This window comes from Streptomyces sp. NPDC093097, assembly GCF_044754325.1.
GTDB lineage: Bacteria > Actinomycetota > Actinomycetes > Streptomycetales > Streptomycetaceae > Streptomyces.
On record NZ_JBIVOW010000018.1, the window covers coordinates 121,554 to 140,462 of the forward strand.

18 protein-coding genes and 1 pseudogene are annotated in these 18,909 nt (G+C 73.2%); 7 read left to right on the plus strand and 12 right to left on the minus strand.

From position 1 onward, the window contains the following. Nucleotides 1–86 precede the first annotated feature (86 nt). On the plus strand, nucleotides 87–2,120 hold the full coding sequence (locus ACIQE0_RS27400; RefSeq protein WP_402337045.1) for an ABC transporter permease: 2,034 nt from the start codon (nucleotides 87–89) through the stop codon (nucleotides 2,118–2,120). Between the two features lie 145 nt (nucleotides 2,121–2,265). Here ACIQE0_RS27400 and ACIQE0_RS27405 read toward each other — a convergent pair whose 3' ends face one another. From ACIQE0_RS27405 to ACIQE0_RS27435, 7 genes are all read right to left on the minus strand, one after another. Beyond that, nucleotides 2,266–3,720: a SulP family inorganic anion transporter gene (locus ACIQE0_RS27405; RefSeq protein ID WP_402337048.1), complete on the minus strand. Its 1,455-nt coding sequence runs from the start codon at nucleotides 3,718–3,720 to the stop codon at nucleotides 2,266–2,268. Nucleotides 3,721–3,736: 16 nt separating this feature from the next. Then, nucleotides 3,737–4,339 carry a carbonic anhydrase gene (locus ACIQE0_RS27410; protein ID WP_366335499.1) on the minus strand — a complete coding sequence of 201 codons (603 nt, stop codon included), beginning with the start codon at nucleotides 4,337–4,339 and terminating at the stop codon, nucleotides 3,737–3,739. Nucleotides 4,340–4,432: 93 nt separating this feature from the next. Next, on the minus strand, nucleotides 4,433–4,846 hold the full coding sequence (locus ACIQE0_RS27415; protein WP_366335501.1) for a hypothetical protein: 414 nt from the start codon (nucleotides 4,844–4,846) through the stop codon (nucleotides 4,433–4,435). A gap of 270 nt (nucleotides 4,847–5,116) precedes the next feature. Continuing rightward, nucleotides 5,117–6,343 carry an MFS transporter gene (locus ACIQE0_RS27420; RefSeq protein ID WP_402337052.1) on the minus strand — a complete coding sequence of 409 codons (1,227 nt, stop codon included), beginning with the start codon at nucleotides 6,341–6,343 and terminating at the stop codon, nucleotides 5,117–5,119. After that, on the minus strand, nucleotides 6,340–6,888 hold the full coding sequence (locus tag ACIQE0_RS27425) for a hypothetical protein (protein ID WP_402337055.1): 549 nt from the start codon (nucleotides 6,886–6,888) through the stop codon (nucleotides 6,340–6,342). Before ACIQE0_RS27425 ends, ACIQE0_RS27420 begins: the two co-directional genes overlap by 4 nt. Further along, nucleotides 6,885–8,126: a hypothetical protein gene (locus tag ACIQE0_RS27430; RefSeq protein ID WP_402337058.1), complete on the minus strand. Its 1,242-nt coding sequence runs from the start codon at nucleotides 8,124–8,126 to the stop codon at nucleotides 6,885–6,887. Before ACIQE0_RS27430 ends, ACIQE0_RS27425 begins: the two co-directional genes overlap by 4 nt. Nucleotides 8,127–8,247: 121 nt before the next feature. Beyond that, nucleotides 8,248–8,412, minus strand: coding sequence for a hypothetical protein (locus ACIQE0_RS27435; RefSeq protein WP_366330593.1), 165 nt, complete (start codon nucleotides 8,410–8,412; stop codon nucleotides 8,248–8,250). A gap of 362 nt (nucleotides 8,413–8,774) precedes the next feature. Between ACIQE0_RS27435 and ACIQE0_RS27440 the strand changes: the two genes are divergently transcribed. Continuing rightward, nucleotides 8,775–10,508 carry an enoyl-CoA hydratase-related protein gene (locus ACIQE0_RS27440; protein WP_402337061.1) on the plus strand — a complete coding sequence of 578 codons (1,734 nt, stop codon included), beginning with the start codon at nucleotides 8,775–8,777 and terminating at the stop codon, nucleotides 10,506–10,508. A 58-nt stretch (nucleotides 10,509–10,566) separates the two neighbouring features. Here the strand turns inward: ACIQE0_RS27440 and ACIQE0_RS27445 are convergent, their stop codons facing one another. After that, nucleotides 10,567–11,115 carry a winged helix-turn-helix domain-containing protein gene (locus tag ACIQE0_RS27445; protein ID WP_402337064.1) on the minus strand — a complete coding sequence of 183 codons (549 nt, stop codon included), beginning with the start codon at nucleotides 11,113–11,115 and terminating at the stop codon, nucleotides 10,567–10,569. A 405-nt stretch (nucleotides 11,116–11,520) separates the two neighbouring features. Beyond that, complete coding sequence (locus ACIQE0_RS27450) at nucleotides 11,521–12,066, minus strand: CGNR zinc finger domain-containing protein (RefSeq protein ID WP_402337067.1); 546 nt, start codon at nucleotides 12,064–12,066, stop codon at nucleotides 11,521–11,523. A 181-nt stretch (nucleotides 12,067–12,247) separates the two neighbouring features. Here ACIQE0_RS27450 and ACIQE0_RS27455 point away from each other — a divergent pair. The 5 genes and pseudogenes from ACIQE0_RS27455 to ACIQE0_RS27475 form a co-directional block, all read left to right on the plus strand. Beyond that, a pseudogene (locus ACIQE0_RS27455) lies at nucleotides 12,248–12,514 on the plus strand (MFS transporter); the annotation flags it as partial. A 94-nt stretch (nucleotides 12,515–12,608) separates the two neighbouring features. Then, the gene (locus ACIQE0_RS27460; RefSeq protein ID WP_402337070.1) at nucleotides 12,609–13,520 is read left to right on the plus strand and encodes an MFS transporter; all 912 of its coding nucleotides are present in this window, start codon (nucleotides 12,609–12,611) and stop codon (nucleotides 13,518–13,520) included. Between the two features lie 219 nt (nucleotides 13,521–13,739). Then, nucleotides 13,740–14,696 (plus strand): hypothetical protein, encoded by a 957-nt coding sequence (locus ACIQE0_RS27465; RefSeq protein ID WP_402337073.1) that lies wholly within the window; start codon nucleotides 13,740–13,742, stop codon nucleotides 14,694–14,696. Nucleotides 14,697–14,853: 157 nt separating this feature from the next. Further along, the gene (locus tag ACIQE0_RS27470) at nucleotides 14,854–16,305 is read left to right on the plus strand and encodes an amino acid permease (protein WP_366330588.1); all 1,452 of its coding nucleotides are present in this window, start codon (nucleotides 14,854–14,856) and stop codon (nucleotides 16,303–16,305) included. A 33-nt stretch (nucleotides 16,306–16,338) separates the two neighbouring features. Further along, complete coding sequence (locus ACIQE0_RS27475) at nucleotides 16,339–17,226, plus strand: GNAT family N-acetyltransferase (protein WP_402337076.1); 888 nt, start codon at nucleotides 16,339–16,341, stop codon at nucleotides 17,224–17,226. 169 nt (nucleotides 17,227–17,395) lie between these two features. Here the strand turns inward: ACIQE0_RS27475 and ACIQE0_RS27480 are convergent, their stop codons facing one another. The 3 genes from ACIQE0_RS27480 to ACIQE0_RS27490 form a co-directional block, all read right to left on the minus strand. Beyond that, nucleotides 17,396–17,563 carry a hypothetical protein gene (locus tag ACIQE0_RS27480; protein ID WP_366330586.1) on the minus strand — a complete coding sequence of 56 codons (168 nt, stop codon included), beginning with the start codon at nucleotides 17,561–17,563 and terminating at the stop codon, nucleotides 17,396–17,398. Nucleotides 17,564–17,640: 77 nt separating this feature from the next. Then, nucleotides 17,641–18,003, minus strand: a complete 363-nt coding sequence (locus tag ACIQE0_RS27485) for a hypothetical protein (RefSeq protein WP_402337079.1) — start codon at nucleotides 18,001–18,003, stop codon at nucleotides 17,641–17,643. Nucleotides 18,004–18,153: 150 nt separating this feature from the next. Then, entirely contained in the window at nucleotides 18,154–18,783 is a 630-nt protein-coding gene (locus tag ACIQE0_RS27490) for a TetR family transcriptional regulator (protein ID WP_384091403.1), read from the minus strand. Between the last annotated feature and the right edge of the window lie 126 nt (nucleotides 18,784–18,909).

Consider the following 18,909-nt stretch of genomic DNA (forward strand, 5'->3'; position numbering starts at 1 on the left):
GCCCGGCTCGGAGGAGCGGGCGGTCCCGCGCCCCGCCGTCCGCCGGTCGCCCGGCCCCGCCTCCCGCCCCGATCCCAGGACTCCCGATGAGCCGCCTTCGCACCCCTGCCCCGGTGCGCGCCGCCCGGCGCCGCGCGCCCGGTGCCCGCACCCCCGTCGCGCTGGCCGTCCCCGCGCTGCTCGCCGTCGCCTTCCTGCTGCTGCCGCTGGTCGGCGTTCTCGGCCGGACCAGTTGGGGGGCGCTGGGCACCCATCTGACCAGCCCCGGCGTGCTTGAGGCGCTGCGGCTGTCGCTGCTGGTGTCGTGCTGGGCGCTCGGCCTGTCGCTGCTGCTCGGGGTCCCGCTGGCCTGGCTGCTGGCCCGGGTCGACTTCCCCGGCAAGGTGCTGGTGCGCTCGCTGGTGCTGCTGCCGATGGTGCTGCCGCCGACCGTCGGCGGGGTGGCCCTGCTGCTCGGCTTCGGTCGCCGGGGGCTGCTCGGCCCCTGGCTGGAGGACACCTTCGGCATCGTGCTGCCGTTCCACACCTCGGGCGCGGTGGTGGCGGCCACCTTCGTGGCGATGCCGTTCCTGGTCATCAGCCTGGAGGGGACCCTGGCCGGGCTCCGTCCCCGTTACGAGGAGACCGCGGCCTCCCTCGGTGCCTCGCCGGTACGGGTCTTCCGGACCGTCACCCTGCCCATGGTCGCCCCCGGCCTGGCCGCCGGTGCCGCGCTGACCTGGGCCCGTGCGCTCGGCGAGTTCGGCGCGACCATCACCTTCGCCGGCAACCTCCCGGGCACCACCCAGACCCTGCCGCTCCAGGTCTATCTGCTGCTCCAGGACTCCCCGGAGGCCGCCACCTCCGTCTCCCTGCTGCTGCTCGCCATCGCGATGGCCGTCCTGGTGTGTCTGCGCGGGCGCTGGATGGGCGGGCCGGCGGAGCGTTCCGGGGGTGCCGGTCGGTCGGGCGTGGCCCGCTTCCGACGCTCCGCGGGCGGGGCGGCCGACGGTGCCGAGGACGGGGCGGCGGGTCTGGTCCCTGCCCCGCTCGATCCCGCTGCCGGGCACTGCGAGGCACCCGTGCCGGACGCGTCCCCCCAGGAGCGCTGGCCGCTGGACGCCGAGGTCACCGGCTTCACCGAGCTCACCCTCCGGGCCGATCCCGGCACCACCGTCGCCGTCGTCGGGCCCAACGGCGCCGGCAAGACCACGCTGCTGCGGGCCCTGCTGGGGCTCACCCCGCGCGCCCGGGCCGCGCTGCGGCTGGGGGAGACCGATGTCACCGCGCTGCCCCCGCACCGCCGGGGCGTCGCCTGGGTCCCCCAGGACGGTGCGCTCTTCCCGCATCTGTCGGCGCTGGCCAACACCGCCTACGGGCTGCGCGCCCAGGGCGTCCCGCGTGCGCGGGCCCGGCGTGCCGCGCAGCAGTGGCTCGACCGGCTCGGGGTCGGTGCCCTCGCCCACCGCCGGCCCGCGCAGCTCTCCGGTGGCCAGGCCCAGCGCGTCGCGCTGGCCCGGGCGCTGGCCGCCCGGCCGCGCCTGCTGCTGCTCGACGAGCCGCTGGCCGCGCTCGACCAGACCACCCGTGCGCATGTCCGGCACACCCTGCGCGGTCACCTCGCGGGTTTCGGCGGGGTCTGCCTGATCGTCACCCATGACCCCGTCGAAGCGGTCTCGCTCGCGGACCGCGTGCTGGTCCTCGACGGCGGTCGCGCCCTTCAGGACGCGCCGCCCGCCGAGGTCGCCCGGCATCCGCGCTCTCCCTGGGTGGCCCGGATGCTCGGTCGCAACGCCTGGCCCGGTATCGCCTCCGGTGACGGACTCGCGCTGACCGGAGGCGGCCATGCGGTCGCGGCCGATCCGTTGCCCGACGGCGCCCAGGCGCTCGCGGTGATCGCCCCCGAGGCGGTGTCGGTGCACGTCGAGAAGCCCGCGGGCAGTCCGCGCAACGTCTGGGCCGGCACCGTACGCGAGATCACCGCGGCGGGCAGCCGGCTGCGGGTCCTGGTGACCTCGCCCGAGGCCCCCGATCTCGTCGCCGAGATCACCCCCGCCGCCGCCCTGGAACTGGGGCTCGCGGACGGCACCGCGGTCTGGACCAGCGTCAAGGCGACCGAGGTGACACTGGTGACGATCTGACGCGGGCGTCCGGTGTGTGCCGCGGTGGACGGCGGAGCCGGTGGGATCGTTCCGGCTCCGCCGCGTCATCGGCCGTCAGCGAGGCATCGGTTGGGGTTCCGCTCCGGTGGGCGGCTGTGCCGTCCGAGGCCGGGGCGGTCCCGGATCAGGAGACCGGTTCGACCGCCCGGCTCCGGCTGCGGCGGTGCTGTTCGGCCCAGTTCTCCAGCGCTGCCTGGCAGGCGTGGTCGACATGGCGCAGTCCGCTCAGGTCGAGTTCCACGTCCCGGTCGGCGGGCAGCGCCTCCAACTGGTCGAGCAGCTTGGGCAGTCGAAGGAAGGTGGCGTTGCCCACGGCCCGGACCCGGACCGGGCCGGCGACGTTGGGGATGTGCACCTCCAGATGGGTCTGGGAGGTTTCCCAGGCGGTCTTGGCCACGGCCAGCAGCAGGCCGATCAGCACCCCCTCGAACATGTTCACCGTCACGATGGCGAGCGCGGTGACGCACAGCACCACGGTCTCCCCGCGGTGCGCCCGCCACAGCGGCCGCAGCTCCCGCAGGGGGATCAGCTTCCAGCCCGCGTGCACCAGGATGCCGGCCAGTGCCGCGACCGGCACCACGCCCAGCGCCGCCGGGAACGCCGCGGCGAACAGCAGCAGCCAGGCGCCGTGCAGCACGCGGGACGCCTTGGTGCGGCCCCCCGCCTGGACGTTGGCGGCGCTGCGCACGATCACCGCGGTCATCGGCAGCGCGCCGAGCAGCCCGCACACCGTGTTCCCGGCGCCCTGGGCCATCAGCTCCTTGTCGTAGTCGGTCCGCTGTCCGTCGTGCAGCCGGTCCACCGCCGCCGCGCTGAACAGCGACTCCGCGGACGCGATCAGGGTGAACGCCAACACCGTGCCCAGGACGCCCAGTTCGGTCAGCCGGCCGATGTCGGCCAGGCCCGGTGGCTGGATCGCGTCCAGCAGGCCGCTGACGCGGACCCGGGCGACGGGCAGGTCCAGTGCCCAGACCGCGGTGGTGGCCAGGGCGACCGCCGCCAGCGGGGCCGGCAGGACCCGTGCCGCGGGCCGCCAGCGGGGCCACAGTGCCAGGACGGCGATGGTGCCGGCGCCGACCGCGAACGCGGCGAGCGCGGGGCCGGACTGCGCGGTGGCCAGCACCAGCTTGGGCAGCGCACCGATGTTGGCCAGGCCGCCGCCCGGTGCCTTGGCGTCCGCCAGGGTGTAGAGCTGCCCGGCGATCAGGACCAGCCCGATGCCCGCCAGCATGCCCTGTACCACGGCCACCGAGATCGCCCGGAACCAGCGGCCCAACTTCAGGGCGCCCATGCCCAGTTGGAGCAGCCCCGCGGCCAGTACCAGTGCGCCCAGGACGCCCAGGCCGTACTCCTTGACCGCTTCGAAGACCAGCACCGTCAGTCCGGCGGCGGGGCCGCTGACCTGGAGGCTGCTGCCGGGCAGCAGCCCGGTGACCAGCCCGCCGACGATGCCGGTGACCAGCCCCAGTTCGGCCGGTACGCCGGAGGCCACCGCCACTCCCACGCACAGCGGGACGGCGACCAGGAACACCACGAGCGAGGCGGTGAAGTCCGCCCGCAGGAAAGGGAATCGCTTCATCACGTACGGCCCGCCTTCACAGGGGGAGGAACGCGTCGGCGGCCGGCTGGTGGACGGAGACCGATCCGGTGTGCACCTCGTAGAACCAGCCGTGCAGCCGCACCTCGCCGGTCTCCAGCCGCTCCCGTACGCAGGGGTAGGCGCGCAGGCGGTCGACCTGTTCGCGCACATGGCGCTGTACGGCGGCGGTGACGGCCGGTCCCTCGTCGCCGGGGAGTTCGTCGGAGAGTTGCCGGGTCAGCCAGTCGCGGACGGCGGGGGCGCCGGTCAGGTCCTCGCCGCGGGCCCGGGCGCCGACGGCGCCGCAGTGCGAGTGGCCGCAGACGATGACGTCGGCGACCTCCAGCACCCGCAGCGCGTATTCGATGGTGGCGGCCTCCGCGGTGGCCGCCATGCCTTCCTGGTAGACGGGCACGGCGTTGCCGGCCGTGCGGAGCTCGAAGAGTTCGCCGGGCCGGGCCCCGGTGATCAGGGACGGGACGACCCGGGAGTCGGAGCAGGTGATGAACAGGGCGAGGGGGGACTGGCCGGCCGCGAGCCGGCCGTAGGTCTCCTGCTCGTCGCGGTGTGTGGCGATACGGGCGGTGAGGCCCCGGGCGTGTTGGATGAAGGTCTCCACGTGGAGGTCTCCTGCTGAAGGGTGTGGCCACCGTGCGGATGGCGAGGACGGCGCGGACGTGGCAGGCGTGCGCGGGGCGGCCCGCCGGGCCGGTCAGCAGCGGAAGACGCAGTGGAGGACGGGGAGTTCGGGCGGTTCCGCGGTCTCGGGTGCTGCGGTCGTGGCGGGAATCCGTGGCGGTTCGGTCCCGGCGTCGGCCGCGGCGCTCCGGCACGGCGGCAGCGGCCGTCGGGTGGCCGGAATTCCCTCCGCGCCCGGGGCCAGTCGCCGCAGGCCGCCGCGCTCGGGCTCGCGCTTGGAGTGCTTCTCCTCCTCGGAGGAGGAGTTGGCGGCGGCCGGTGCGCTGGTGGTGCCGGAGGCGGCGGCCGGTGGCGCGGGCCGGGCCGCGCCCGCCGGTGGCGCCGTGCCCAGCAGGAATGCCAGGACGAGGGCGAGGGCGGTCAGCGGCAGACGGCACAGGGCCGGTATCCGGGGGCGTCGCCCCGGTATGCCGGTGTCCTTCCGCATCGTCGTCCTCCGCATCGCCCGCGTCGTCGGGGCCGTTCGGTCGTCTGGTGGTGGGGCAGGGTGGGGCCGCCGCGCGCCGTCGGCGCGGTGGGCCGAGGGCGGGCGCGGTACTGGTCGTCGGGGCGCGGTTCCGGGGCGCGTGCGCGGAGCGCCGGCCGCGTTCTCCTGGAACGCGCTTTCATAGTGCAGCACCCAGGTTTCCCGAATGAAAACGCGAAATGACGCCATGTTGCGGCATGTTGAGGCTCATTTCAGTGATATCGGTCAGCCTCAGGGGCGCCGGGCGTCACCGGCACCCCGCGCGGCCAGCACCGCCACGGGGACCACCGCCAGCGCCAACACCCCACAGGCCAGCGCCAGTACGGGGAATCCGCCGGCGGCGAGTACCGGCCCTGAGGCGGCTCCGCCGGTCGCGCCGGCGAGCGCGATGCCGACGTCGACCAGTCCCTGGGTGGCGGCCCGGCGGTCGGGCGGCAGCGCGTCGGTGACCAGGGCGGTGCCGCTGACCAGTCCGAAGTTCCACCCGACGCCGAGCAGTACCAGTGCCACGGCGAGCGCGGGCACCGAGTGCGACGGGGCGAGGGCGGCCAGCAGGCCGGCGGCGAGCAGGGTGCCGCCGGAGGCCGCGGCCACCCGGTACGGCCCGATCCGGTCGACCAGCGCCCCGGTGAGCGGCGAGGGCAGGAACATCGCCCCGACGTGCAGGGCGATCACCAGTCCGGCCGCCTGTGTGCCGTGGCCGTGTGCGCGCAGATGCACCGGGGTCATGGTCATCAGCGCGATCATCGCCAGCTGGGTGAGGATCATGATGGCGGTGCCGGCGGCCAGACCGCGCGGCCGCAGGGGCTGCACGCCGGGACCGCTCCGGTCACCGGTCTCGGTGTTTCCGGCAGCCGCGCCCCGTTCCGGCCTCCCCACTGCCCCCTGCGGAACGGCCAGGACGGCGGCGGCCGCCCCGAACGCCGCGGCGGCCAGCAGGAACGGGCCGGCGAGCCGGGGCACGCCCCAGGCCACGGCCGCGTCGCCGGTGACCGTCACCAGGTTGGGCCCGGCCACCGCGCCGAGCGTGGTGGCGAACAGCACGGTGCTCACCGCGCGTCCGCGCCGCTCCGGCGGGACCAGTTCGGCGCCGGCGTACCGGGCCATCAGGTTCGTTGCCGTACCCGCCCCGTAGATCAGCAGTGCGGGGAAGAGCACCAGGAGGCTGTGCAGTGCGGCGGCGGCGACCACGCCCAGGCTGCCGAGCGCGCCGGTCCCGTAGCCGAGCAGGAGTCCGGCGCGGCGGCCCAGGCGTTGGGAGAGCCGGCCGATGCCCACGGCGCCCAGGGCCGCGCCGCCGGTGAACAGGGCGCTGGGCACCCCGGCGAGTCCGGTCGAGCCGAGCATGTCCTCGGCCAGCAGGGCGCCGACCGTGATGCCGGCGGCCAGGCCCGCGCCGCCGAGCACCTGTGCGAACACCAGGACGGCCAGCGGCCGCCGCGGTGCGGTGACGCTCACGTGGCCCGCGCCTCCAGCGCCGAGATCTCCGCGAGGGAGAGCCCCATCCGCTGGTGCAGGAAGCGGATGATGGTCCAGTGCGGCAGTGCTCCCTCGTCGAAGGGGCCGAACTCCCGGCAGTACAGGGGGATCCAGCGCAGCGCCTCGTCCAGTGCCTGCTCGCGCCCCGGCTCCTGCTGGTACGCCTCGTAGCCGATGCTGCGGTGTTCGATGAAGTACCGGCCGGGGAGCCGTTCCTCGCACAGGGCGCGGTATTCGCGGGTCTGGAGGATGAGGTAGTGCCAGATCTCGTCGATGTCCTGCTCGACGGGCAGGAACAGTCCGGCGAGGCGGTCGCGGTGGCGCGAGACGAGGTAGAGGTAGCGCAGGCACTCGGTGGTCTGGCGTGCCACGAACTCCTCGGATGCGCCGGTCTGTTGGACGAAGTGGGCGAGCACTTCGGCGTGCAGCGGGCGGCCGAGGAGGTCGTGGAGGTCCTCGGCCGAGACGCGCCGGGAGGGTGCGGCGGCGGTGGCCGCGGGGTGCGGCGCGGTCCGGTGGGTCATGCTTCTCCTCTGGCGAGCCAGGAGTACTTCCCGGACCGGCCGATGGGGATGTGCGGGCGGTGGTCGAGTCGGCAGCGCCGGCCGGTGAGTTCGGCGAGGCCGCGCTCCAGCGCGGTGCCCTCCGCCGGCCTCAGGGGCGCGCCGTTGAAGGTGGTGTAGGCCAGTCGTGCCTCGGTGGTGCCCGCCAGGCGCAGTTGGTGGACGAAGATCTGCGCGGTCGCCTCGGCGACGCACCGGTCGAGGTCGCCCTGGGCGATCGGTCCGTTCCGGGTGGCCAGCAACTCCTTCTCGCGGCCGCAGAACTGGGTGATCCGCTCGGGATCGGGGGTGCCGTCGGTGGTCCTGACGCAGTCGCCCGAGCGGTACCGGATCAGCGGCATGTAGGGGTTGCGCAGACTGGAGACGACGAGGTGGTAGAGGGTGCTGCCCGGGGTGACCGGATGGAGTTCGATGCTCGTCCGCTCCAGGTGGGGCCGGTAGTTGCCACGGCGGTCGCTGGAGTAGAGGTAGCCGAGTTCGGTGCTGCCGAAGAGGTCGATGAGGGGGCAGGCGAAGTGCTGGTAGAGGAAGCGCCGTACGTTCACCGGGGTGTACTCGTAGGCGTGGATGATGCTGGCGGGCGGCGGGAAGTCGTCCCACAGTCCCCATTCGCCGACCTTCCGCACCAGGTGGGCGAGGTGGTAGCCGGAGCAGTCGAGGTGGTACCAGCCCTGGGGGTGGGTCTGTTGGGCGGCGCGGATCTCGTCGAGCATCCGGACCACGTCGTCGCGGCTCCACAGTGCCGGGTCCAGCCGCAGGTTCAGATAGCTGGTGCGGTCGTCGAGCCGGCGGTCGTCGGGGCCGGGCAGGGGGTCGGGTGCGGTGCCGCGCTTGGCGGCGTTCACCCGGGCGACGTGCTCGGTGGCCAGGACGGTCGTCAGGGAGACCCGGCGGCATCCCGCTGCCCAGGTGGCGGCGAGGTCGGGGTGCTCGCTCCACAGTTGGTAGTAGGAGCGCAGCAGGAAGTACGGGGGCCGGATGAGCTGCATCCGGGCGTGGTTGGTGCCCGTGGAGAGCACGAACTCGGCCTGGCCGGACTCCAGCGCGGCGGCCAGGTGGGGAGTCATCCAGTTGTCCGGGAAGCCGCGGGCGATCTCCGGTTTGTCGAGCACCGGGAAGTGGCCCTTGGCCAGTGCCTCGCGGTAGATCGGGATGTCGCGGATCTGCTCGATGACCTCGGCGGTCGGCTGGCCTTCCATGGAATCCCTCGGGTGTGTTGCGCGGGCGGGGGCCGCCCCTTACGTGGGTGCGCGGTGCCCGCGGCGGGTCGGCGGCGGGGGAGTGGGCCGCCGCCGACCCGCCGGGGCTGTCAGCGGGGCGTCAGGAGATACAGCCGCTCTTGGGCATGGCGCTGATGCAGCCGGCCTTGGGGGCGGCGCTGATGCAGCCGCTCTTGGCCGTCCGCGGGTCCTGTCCGCCGGAGTTGGCGGCCACCCAGCTCTGCCAGACGTCGTCCTGGGCCATCTTCTTGATGAGCTGATCCATGGGGACCTCCAAGGTGTGGGAAGCGAAGTGTGGTTGCCGGCAGCGGTGTTGACCTGCGCGGATGCCGACGCATCGAAAGTAAAAGAATCGCCAAGTCAATGTCAATGAACGGCAATGCGGCACCGTGTGGAACGCGGTCCGGCGCGCCAACTTTGGCGGGATCCCGCCGGACGGACAGGCAGCCGCAGTCCTGACGGCCAGTCACCTCTCCGGCGAGCGTCGTCCGCACCCGCCTCCGCCGCCCGGCGGTCCCTGCCCGGACGCGTTCGGGTGACCTGACCAGCGGGTCCGCCGCCCGGCCGCCGGGGGCGAAGGGACGATCGCCACCGTCCACCGGTCCCAGCCACCCCAGGGAGCCCGTTGTGCGCATCCTGCTCCTCGCCGGCGCCTTCAACAGCCTCACGCAGCGCGCCCACGCCGAACTCGCCGACCGCGGCCACCACCTCGGCGTCGAACTCGTCACCCGCGCCACCCCGCTGGCCGCCCTCGTGCCCCGGCACGCCCCCGACCTGATCGTCGCGCCGATGCTCACCACGGCCGTCCCCCGCGAGGTCTGGTCCGCCTGGCCCACGCTGATCGTCCACCCCGGCCCGCTCGGCGACCGCGGGCCCTCCTCGGTGGACTGGGCCGTGCACCTGGGGGCCGAGCGGTGGGGCGTCACCGTCCTCCAGGCCAACGAGGCGATGGACGCCGGCGACATCTGGGCGACCGCGGAGTGCCCGGTCCCGGAGGTCGGCAAGAGCGACCTGTACCGCAACGAGATCGCCGACGCCGCGATCGCCGCCCTGCTGACCGCCGTGGACCGCTTCGCCTCCGGCACCCACCGCCCGCAGCCGCAGCACACCCTGCCCGCCGCCGGCCTCCCCGGCCGCCCCCGGCCGCGGCTGCGCCAGGACGACCGCCGCATCGACTGGGCCGCCGACCCCACCGAGACCGTCCTGCGCACCCTCCGCGCCGCCGACTCCCGCCCCGGCGTACGGGACCAACTCCTCGGCGGTACCTGGTTCCTGCACGGCGGCCACCCCGAGGACACCCTCACCGGACACCCCGGCGACCTGCTCGCCACCCGCCACGGCGCCCTCTGCCGGGCCACCGCCGACGGTGCCGTCTGGATCCCCGAACTCCGCCCGGCCCGCGCCCCGGGCGGCCCCGCCGCCGTCAAGCTGCCCGCCACCCTGGCCCTCGGCGACCGGCTCCCCCCGCTCCCCGAGATCCCGGCACCTCTGGAGGCCGAGGGCACCGGCCGCACCTGGACGGACATCCGCTACCACGAGGACGGACCGGCCGGATTCCTCCGCTTCTCCTTCCCCGGCGGCGCGATGAGCACCGACCAGTGCCGCCGGCTGCTCACCGCCTACGCGTACGCCCGCAGCCGGCCCACCTCCGTCCTGGTCCTCGGCGGACAGCGGGACTTCTTCTCCAACGGCATCCACCTCAACGTCATCGAGGCCGCCGCCGACCCCGCCGCGGAATCCTGGGCCAACATCAACGCCATCGACGACCTCGTGCACGCCGTGCTGACCACCACCGACCGGCTGGTGGTCACCGCCCTCGGCGGAAACGCGGCGGCCGGCGGGGCGATGCTCGCGCTCGCCGCCGACGAGGTCTGGTGCCGCGCGGCCGCGGTCCTCAACCCCCACTACCGGCTCATGGGCCTGCACGGCTCGGAATACTGGACGTACACCCTGCCCCGCCGGGTCGGCCCGGAGACCGCCGCGCACCTGATGTCCCGGGCGCTGCCGATCACCGCGGCCCGGGCGCAGCGGCTCGGCCTGGTCGACCGGATCGTGGCCTGTGCCGCGGGGGAGTTCGGCGACCGCGTCGGACGGCTCGCCCGCCGGCTGGCCGCGTCCCCCGGCGTCCAGTCCAGGATCGCCGCCAAGAAGGAACGCCGCGAGCGCGACGAGGCGCGGCGGCCGCTCGCCGCCTACCGCGCGGACGAACTCGCCCGGATGCACAAGACGTTCTTCGACCCGGACACGCCGTACCACGCGCTGCGCCGTGCCTTCGTCCGCAAGGAGCCGGCGACCGGCACCCCGGCGCATCTGAACGCCGGCGCCGCGCAGGCGGGCGACGCGGCGGGCGCACCCGACTGAACGGGCCGGCGGCCGGGCGGCCCCCGTCCCGTGCCGCCCGGCCGTGCCCCGGCCGGACTCAGGCCGTCGGCAGGTACTTGTACCCGACGCCGAAGACGGTGCTGATCAACGTCCGCCGGCCCGGGCCCAGCCGCCGCCGCAGCCGGGCGATGTGCACGTCCACCGTGCGGGCGCTGGACCGGCAGTCGGGCCAGACGGCGGCCATCAGCTGCTGCCGGGTGAAGGCCCGCCGCGGATGCAGTACCAGGTGGGCCAGCAGGTCGAACTCCAGGCGCGGGACGTCGAGTTGCCGGCCGTCGATGCAGACGGTGCGGGCCGCGGTGTCGATCCGGATCGGGTCCGGGGTGAACACCCCGGCCGTCTGCCGGGGGTCGGCGGCCGCCGCGGGCCGGGTCGCGCAGGGCGGGGCGAGGATGATGTGCACCTCGTCGGAGGCCGGGCGGTGCACCGACACCGGCTCCAGATCGTGCAGGGTGAGCTGCCACTTGCCATCGGGGAGCCGGTCGACCGCCAGGGGCGGTCCGCCGCCGGTGTCGGCTTCGGCAGGCCGGCCGAAATCGGCGTCCGGTAGCAACGCAAGGGGGGTCGTCGACGCGTTCACAAACATGATCTGGCCCATTCCTCTTGCAAAGCAGGCGTGTTCGGACAGGCATCGCGGTGTTCGCCGTGCGGCGCGCGGTATTGCTGCCCCGCGGTCGCTGCGCGGTCCGGTGCGGAGCGGGGCCGACGCACCGGCACGCGTGATGCGGGTGCGCCCAGCGGGGCAAGCGCCCTCCCCTCCCCGTGGGGGAGCGCGTTCACGCCCGTTGCCCGTACTCGGCCGTGACGTGAAGAACCGTCACTGCACCGGTGGCAGCGAACGCTACATGTGATCACGCGCTTCCGGATAGTAGCTTCCGTTCGTGACGGATGCTCTTGAGCCGATTTCCCGAATCGGGAACTCCCGAGGGGGGCGGCGGCCGGAAGTCGTGCTTCATCGGCGCCGGTGAAAAGGTTCTCGGGTGCTATTCCCTTACCGTTCCTCGCCTGCGTGCCGGGATTTCTCGCGCCGGGCGCGGTGCCGCCGTACCGCGTCGCGGTTGGCGCACAGGGGGCAGCAGTACCGCTGCCGTCCCGCGCGGCTGAAGTCGGCGAAGGCGTTGTCGCATTCCGCGAGTGCGCAACGGCCCAACCGGTGCATGCCCAATCCGGTCAGGTGTAGTGCCGTGCCGACGCCGGCCACCGCCCGCAGCACTCCGCCCAGGCTCCGGTCGTCCTCGCGGTAGTGGATGTGCCAGCCGCCGTCGGCGTGGTCGGTGAGCCGGGGGTGGCCGGCGGCGTCCGCGAGCAGGGCGTTGAGCAACTCCGCCCGCCGGGCGTCGGTGGGGGCGTCGACGACCTCGGCCCAGCGCACCAGGAAGTCCAGCACCTCCGACAGATCGTCCTCCGTCACCGGCCGGTCCAGGGCCATCCCGGCCGCCGCGGCGCGCTCGGCCAGTTCGTCTGCGCTGGTCGGAGGGGCGTTGGTGAGGTCGACGACAAACCGGACCGGGTCCTCCCCGTAAGGGTTCACCTGCATACGACCATTACATCAGGGTGGGCGGATGGACGCACACCTGGCCGGCCGGCCGCCCCGCACCTCCGCCCTGCCCCACAACTCCCCGTCGGTACACGGGAGATGGCTGCCCCTCGTGGCGGCCTGTCTGGGCACCTTCCTGCTGCTGGTCTACGCGACGATCGTGACGGTGGCGCTGCCGCGGATGGCCGGGGAGCTGCACGCCGGTTTCGGTGCCCTGCAGGGGGTCATCGACGTCTACACCCTCGCCCTGGCCGGGCTGTTGCTGGGCATGGGCTCGCTCGGCGACGTGCTGGGACGCAAGCGCCTGTACGTCCTGGGCCTGGCCGTCTTCACCGCCGCCACCCTCGCCTGCGCACTGGCCGGAAACGTCCAACTCCTCATCGCCGCCCGCGTGGTGCAGGGCATCGCCGGCGCCGCGATGTTCGCCACCCTCGTCCCGCTGATCGGCCTGGCCTACACCGGACGGGACCGGGCTCGCGCGTTCGCCGTCTGGGGCGCGGTCGCCGGGCGCGGCCGCCGGTGTCGGCAACGTCGCCGGCGGGATGCTGACCCAACTGCTGTCCTGGCAAGGGATCTTCTACGGTGCGCTGCCGGTCTGCGCGGTGGCCCTGTGGCTGGCCACCAAGGTGCCGGCCGACCACGCCCGCGGTGCCGCCCGGATCGATTGGCCGGGAATCGCCACCTTCAGCCTCGCCGCGACCGGCGTCACCTTCGGCTTCATCCGCGGCGGCGAGGCCGGTTGGGGTGCCGGATCGACCCTGCTGGGCTTCGGGTTCGGGGCGGTGATGCTGCTCGCCTTCGCCGTCGTGGAGCGCGCCGCCGACCGGCCGATGGTGCCGCTCGGCCTGTTCCGCACCCCGGCCTTCAACGGGCTGCTGCTCGCCTCCGGCGCCTACTACCTCGGCGCGTTCGCCTTCCTTCCAGTGCTCTCCCTCTGGCTCCAAAACGGCGCCGGGCTCGGCTCGTTCGCCACCTCCCTGGTCATCACCGTCCAGCCGGCGGCCTTCTTCGCCACCTCCGCGCTGGCCGGCGGGACGCTGCACCGGATGCCCGCCCGGTGGAGCGTCGGCGGCGGCACGCTCCTGGTGGCCGCCGGCGATCTGCTGCTGCTCCTGCTCGAACCCGGCGCGTGCTGGCCGGTGTTGCTGCCCGGTCTGCTCGTCACCGGCGTCGGGGCCGGACTGGTCTCGCCGGTCCTGCCGGCACTCGCGATGGCCTCGGCGGAGCCGGCCCACAGCGGGGTGGCCACCGCGGCGGCCAACAGCGCCCGCCAACTCGGCCTGGCCTGGGGAATCGCCCTGCTGGGCACGGTGTTCCACCGCTGTGTGCCCGGTACCGGCGTCGGGGCGCCGGCCGGGGCCTACGCGGCGGGCCTGGACGCGGTGTTCCTCGTGGCGGGCGCGGTCGCGGCCTTCGGAGGGGCGGTGGCGTGGCTGGTCTGCGGACGGGAGTGAATATGCCAATCAATAGCGCTGACACGGTTGTCAGCGTTTCAAACTTCTCCTGACGAAAAGGTGCGGAACCAGATATTCCAGACGACTGTTTTCGAAATGAGGAGGAAATGAGTAGGGTGTGCCCCGCCACCGACTGACCAGCGGCGGCGGTCCAGCCGAATTCGGCGTGGACGGAATGCGCGGGCGCCGCAGGACCCCCGCGTGCACCGGGAGGGGAACATGCCGGCCGGCTCATTCGAGGGGCAGTACGTATGGAGTCCAGCAGCCGATGACCGGGCGCTGGCGCGAGCGTGTATCGATGTCCGGGCCGGGCGCTACCTGAGCGCCCACGAGGTCCTGCGGGAGACCCGCGGGGATTTCGAGGTGCGGGCCCACCGGTCGCTGGTCCTGGCCTCCGAAGCCGCCGGCACCGACCTGGCCGAACGCTGGCTCGCCGAGGAACCGGGGCCGGAGGCCGCCCTGTTGTGGGCGCGGGTGGCGATGCTCCGGGCGCTGCGCATGGCCGATGCCGGCGACCGGCGGGCCGGCGCCCTGGACCGGATCGCGCGCACCGCCTGCGAGCGGGCCGCGAAGCTGGCGCCCGAGGACCCCACGCCCTGGGTCGCGCAGCTCGCCCTCACCCGGCTCGACCGTCCCCAGGACCCCGCTCCCCAGGGGCTGTTGACCGCGCCCACCGGCCCTTGGTACCTCTTTGCGCACATCCTTCGGCTCGACCCCTGGCACCGGGAGGCCCACCACCGCTTTCTGTCCTTCTTCTTCCCCCGGCACGGCGGTTCGTCCAGCGCGAGCTGGGACGTCGCCGCCTTCCTGAGCCAGCGCGCCGCGGCCTCCTCGCCGCTCCGGCTGCTGCCCCTGGTGGCACTGGTCGAGGACTACAACCCGACGGCGCCGCTGGCCGATCGCACCTGGGAGCAGCCGCAGTGGACCACCACCGCCACGGGCATCTACCGCGGCTGGTTCCCGACCGTGGCGGGATACCGCTTCACCCCGGTCGTGGATCTGGCCTATCTCGCGCATGCGCTCTTCATGGCGTCGTGTGAATTCGAGGCCCGCGAGGTGCTCACCGCCATGGGGCCTTATGCCTCCCGGATGCCCTGGAGTTCCTTCGGTGAACCCGAGGAGCAGTTGACCAAAGCCCGGAGAGCGTGCGGACTTCCCGTTCCGCACGCACTGTGACGCACCATCGAATACCCCGCCGAACGTTGCCCCCACCAACAGAAAGGTTGCGGTAGTGCCCGAGCGTACGTCCTCCCCCGCCCGTGTCAAAATCCGCTCGAAAATCCAGCCAGGCGCGGACCGAGCCGCTCTCGATGACGACGCGACCTTGCATGCTATGGGTTATCCGCGGAAACTCACCCGTAGATTCCGCGCTTTCGACAACTTCGCCATTTCCTTCACCATCATCAACATCATCTCCGGCATCTTCTCGTCCTTCGGCTTCGGGCTGAACGCCGGCGGCCCCCGGATCCTGATCTTCGGCTGGATCGGGGTCTCCGTCATGGTGCTGTTCGTCGGCGCCGCCATGGGCGAGATCGCCTCCGCGTACCCGACCAGCGGTGCGCTCTACTTCTCCGCCGGCAAACTCGCCAAGCGCCACAAGGGCGCCTGGTCCTGGTACACCGGCTGGCTCAACTTCGTCGGGCAGGTCGGCGGCACCGCCGCCACCAACTTCGCCGCGGCCACCTTCATCCAGGCGTTCATCGCCATGCAGTGGCCGTCCTACCAGCCCACCACGCCCCAGACGGTCGGCATCACCGCGGCCATCCTGGTGGTGCAGGCCCTTGCGAACACCTACACCGTGCGGCTGGTCGCGGTGGTCAACCGGATCTCGGTGTGGTGGCTGCTGATCGGCATGGTGGTCATCGTCGCCACCCTGACCTTCATTCCCGCGCACCACCAACCGCCGTCGTTCGTCACCCACTTCGCCAACAACACCGGCTTCACCAACGCCGTCTACGGCGGCCTGCTCGGCCTGCTCGTCACCAGCTGGACCTTCACCGGCTTCGACGGCAGCTTCCACATGTCCGAGGAGACGGTGCAGGCGACCGTCAACGCCCCGCGCGGCATCATGCGGGCGATCAGCTGCTCCGCGATCACCGGCCTGATCCTCATGCTCGCCCTGGTGTACGCCATCCGCGACTACGGCCACGCCGCGCAGGCCGACGCCCCGCCGGTGCAGATCCTCATCGACGCGCTCGGCGTGCAGACCGCGAAGTTCCTGCTGCTGATCGTCATCGGCGCCATGCTCTTCTGCGGGCTCGCCAACATGACCAGCAACACCCGGCAGATCTTCGCCTTCTCCCGGGACGGCGCGATGCCCGGCTCCCGTTGGTGGCACTCGGTCTCCGACCGCACCCGCACCCCGGTCAAGGCCGTCTGGCTCGCGGCCGTCTGCTCGCTGGTCCTGGTGATCCCCGGCTGGTGGTCGCACACCGCCTTCACCGCCGTCGTCAGCATCAACGTCGTGGGCCTCTTCCTCTCCTACGGCGTGCCCATCTTCCTCCGGCTCCGGCTCGACGACTTCCAGACCGGTCCGTGGAACCTCGGCCGCTACGGCAAGCCGGTCGCCGCGCTCGCGGTGCTCTGGATCGTCGTCAGCAACGTCCTGTTCATGCTGCCGCAGCAGTACCCGGTCACCCCGGAGTCCTTCAACTACGCGCCGATCGCGCTCGCGGTGGTCCTGGTGATCGCCACGGTCTGGTGGTTCGCCACCGCCCGCCGCCGCTTCCAGGGGCCGGTCAGCTACGGCAGCCCCGACGAGGTCGCGGCGATGGACCTGATCTGACCGACGCCCACCACCAGAAGGGACGCACCCCCGATGCGACCGACCACCCGCACCGTCGCGACCGCGACCGCGCCCGACGGCGAACTCGCCGTCACGGCCGGCCCGTTGGACCTCTGGCACGAGGTCGTCGGCTGGACCGCCGACGAGGGCTGGAACCCCGGCAACGGCGACATCACCCGCTTCCACCCCACCGACCCCGGCGGCTTCTTCCTCGGCCGCCGCGGTGACCGCACCGTCTCCTCGCTCTCGATCGTCAACTACTCCGACGACTACGCCTTCCTGGGCTACTACCTCGTCGCCCCGGAACTGCGCGGCCAGGGCCTGGGCCTGGCCACCTGGCGGGCCGCCTTCCCGCACGCCGGGGCCCGGACCGTCGGCCTGGACGCGGTCCCCGCCCAACAGGCCACCTACCGACGGGCGGGCTTCACCCCCGCCCACGACACCCTCCGCTACACCGGCCGCCCCACCCCCGGTGCCGCGCCCTCCCCGGACACCCACCCGGTGACCGCCGCCCACCACGACGCGATCGCCGCGTACGACCGCCGCTGCTTCCCCGCCGATCGCCGGGACTTCGTCACCCGGTGGCTGACCGCCCCCGGTCACACCGCCCGGGTCCACCTCCGCGACGGCGAGGTCGTCGGATACGGCGTGCTCCGGCCGGGCCACTCCGGCCACCGCATCGGCCCGCTCTTCGCCGACACCCCGCAATCCGCCGAAGCCCTCTTCGACGCCCTCACCGCCCACCTCGGCCCGGCCGAGGAGGTCACCCTCGACGTCCCCGAACCCCACACCTCCGCGCACGCCCTGGCCACCGGCCGCGGACTGACGGTCGGCTCGCACACCGTCCGCATGTACACCGGCCCGGTCCCGCCCGTCGCGGCCGCGCACACCTTCGGCGTCACCAGCCTCGAACTGGGCTGACCGGCCCGCCGCGGCCCAGACGTCCGAGCGCCGCCCTGACCACCCCTCCTCGGGGGCGTGGTGGTCGGGGCGGCGCTGATGTGTTGGCCGGCGGGACGGGTCAGACGTATGAGGTGTGGCGTGGTGGACCGCCTCCCAGCGCTGCCGTCCAGGGGCGGAGCCTCGACCATCAGATCGAGCAGGGCCGTGCGCGCACGGACTCCGTCCAGGCGGTGAGCAGTTGCTCGTACTGTTCCTGTTCCTCGGGCCAGAGCGGCCGACCGGTACGGGCGGCCATGAATTCGCGTATCGCGCGATTGACCTCGGCGGTGGCGTCTGGGACGCATGCGGTCGCCATGCCGCAGATCATATGCGGTGGGATGGTCTAGGGCTATTACCGCTTTTGGATGATACTGGCAACCTCTGCCCTTGATATCACTCTGGAGTGCTTCTGGGGCGTGTGGAGCCGAACCAGCGTCGGGCGGCCGCCTGGAGGTCGTCGAGTGCGGCGGCGTCCGGGCGGGGAGCGTCCGTTGCCCACGCGACGTAGGAGTCCGGGCGGAGCAGCAGCGCGGTGGCGGTGGAGTCCGTATCGGGCCCGGGGCGGGCGGTGACGATGTCGATCCGGTCGGGCCGGTCCGCCAACGCCTCGGCGGCCGCGGCGTCTTCGGTCAGGTCGATCAGCAGCGGCCGTGCGGTCCTGGCGAGTTCGGCCAGCCGGACCGTCCCGGTGGCAGTGTGCAGGGTCAGTTCGGGGGCGAAGGCGCCGACCGCCGGGTGGGACCGGGGGAGGCCCATGTCGTAGCGGACGTCGCTGCCGGCGGTGAGCTCGGCCAGGTGCTGGACGGTGTCCCGGTGGCCGAGGAGTTCGGTGAACAGCTCGCGCAGCGCCGTGACATCTTGACACGCGGGTGGATTCGATGGGTTGGGCGGATGTGTCCGCGAGGGTTACGGGACGGGGAGCCCGGCGGCGAGCCGCTCGAACACCTCGGTCAGTACCGGGGCGAGGGGGCTGGGGGACTCCGCCTTCAGGCAGTGCTCCACCGCCACCGCGCTGCCCGCGCTGACCACCGCGGCGACCAGCTTCGGATACACGTCGTGCGCCGCATCGGTGCCGGTGCGCGCGGCGACCGCCTCGGCCAACGCGTCTTGTGCGGCCGCGTTCGCCTTGACGACCTCGCCCTGGAGCGCGGGTTCGGCCAGCATCAGCCGCAGTCCCTCGCTCCACCGCCGGTCGTGCGCCGCCTGGCGATCCGGTGCGTCCGCCGGGGCGAACTGGGCCAGTACGGCGTGGGTGAGGGAGTCCCACAGGGGCTCGGCGGCCGGCCGGGCGCGGAGTTCGTCGGCGATCCGCAGCATGCGCTCCAGGTGGCCGGCGGCGATGGCCTCGGCCTTGCTGGAGAAGTAGTTGCGGAACGTGCGGACGGACACGTCGGCCGCGGTGGCGATGTCCTCCACCGTCACCTTGCCCCACCCGTGCTCGATGCACAGCCGGATGGTGGCCTGACTCAGCGCGACCCGTGTCGCGCGCTTCTTGCGCTCCCGCAGTCCGATGCGGTCCTCGGCTCCCTGGCTCATGACGACGACCGTAGCAAAACATGCCGGAGAGGAAAAGATGCCGGATCGGCAAGTTTTTGGGTGTGGGGTGTCGTGAGGTGCGCCCGGTGCCCGTGCCGGTCAATGGGCCGCATCCGTACGGCCGTT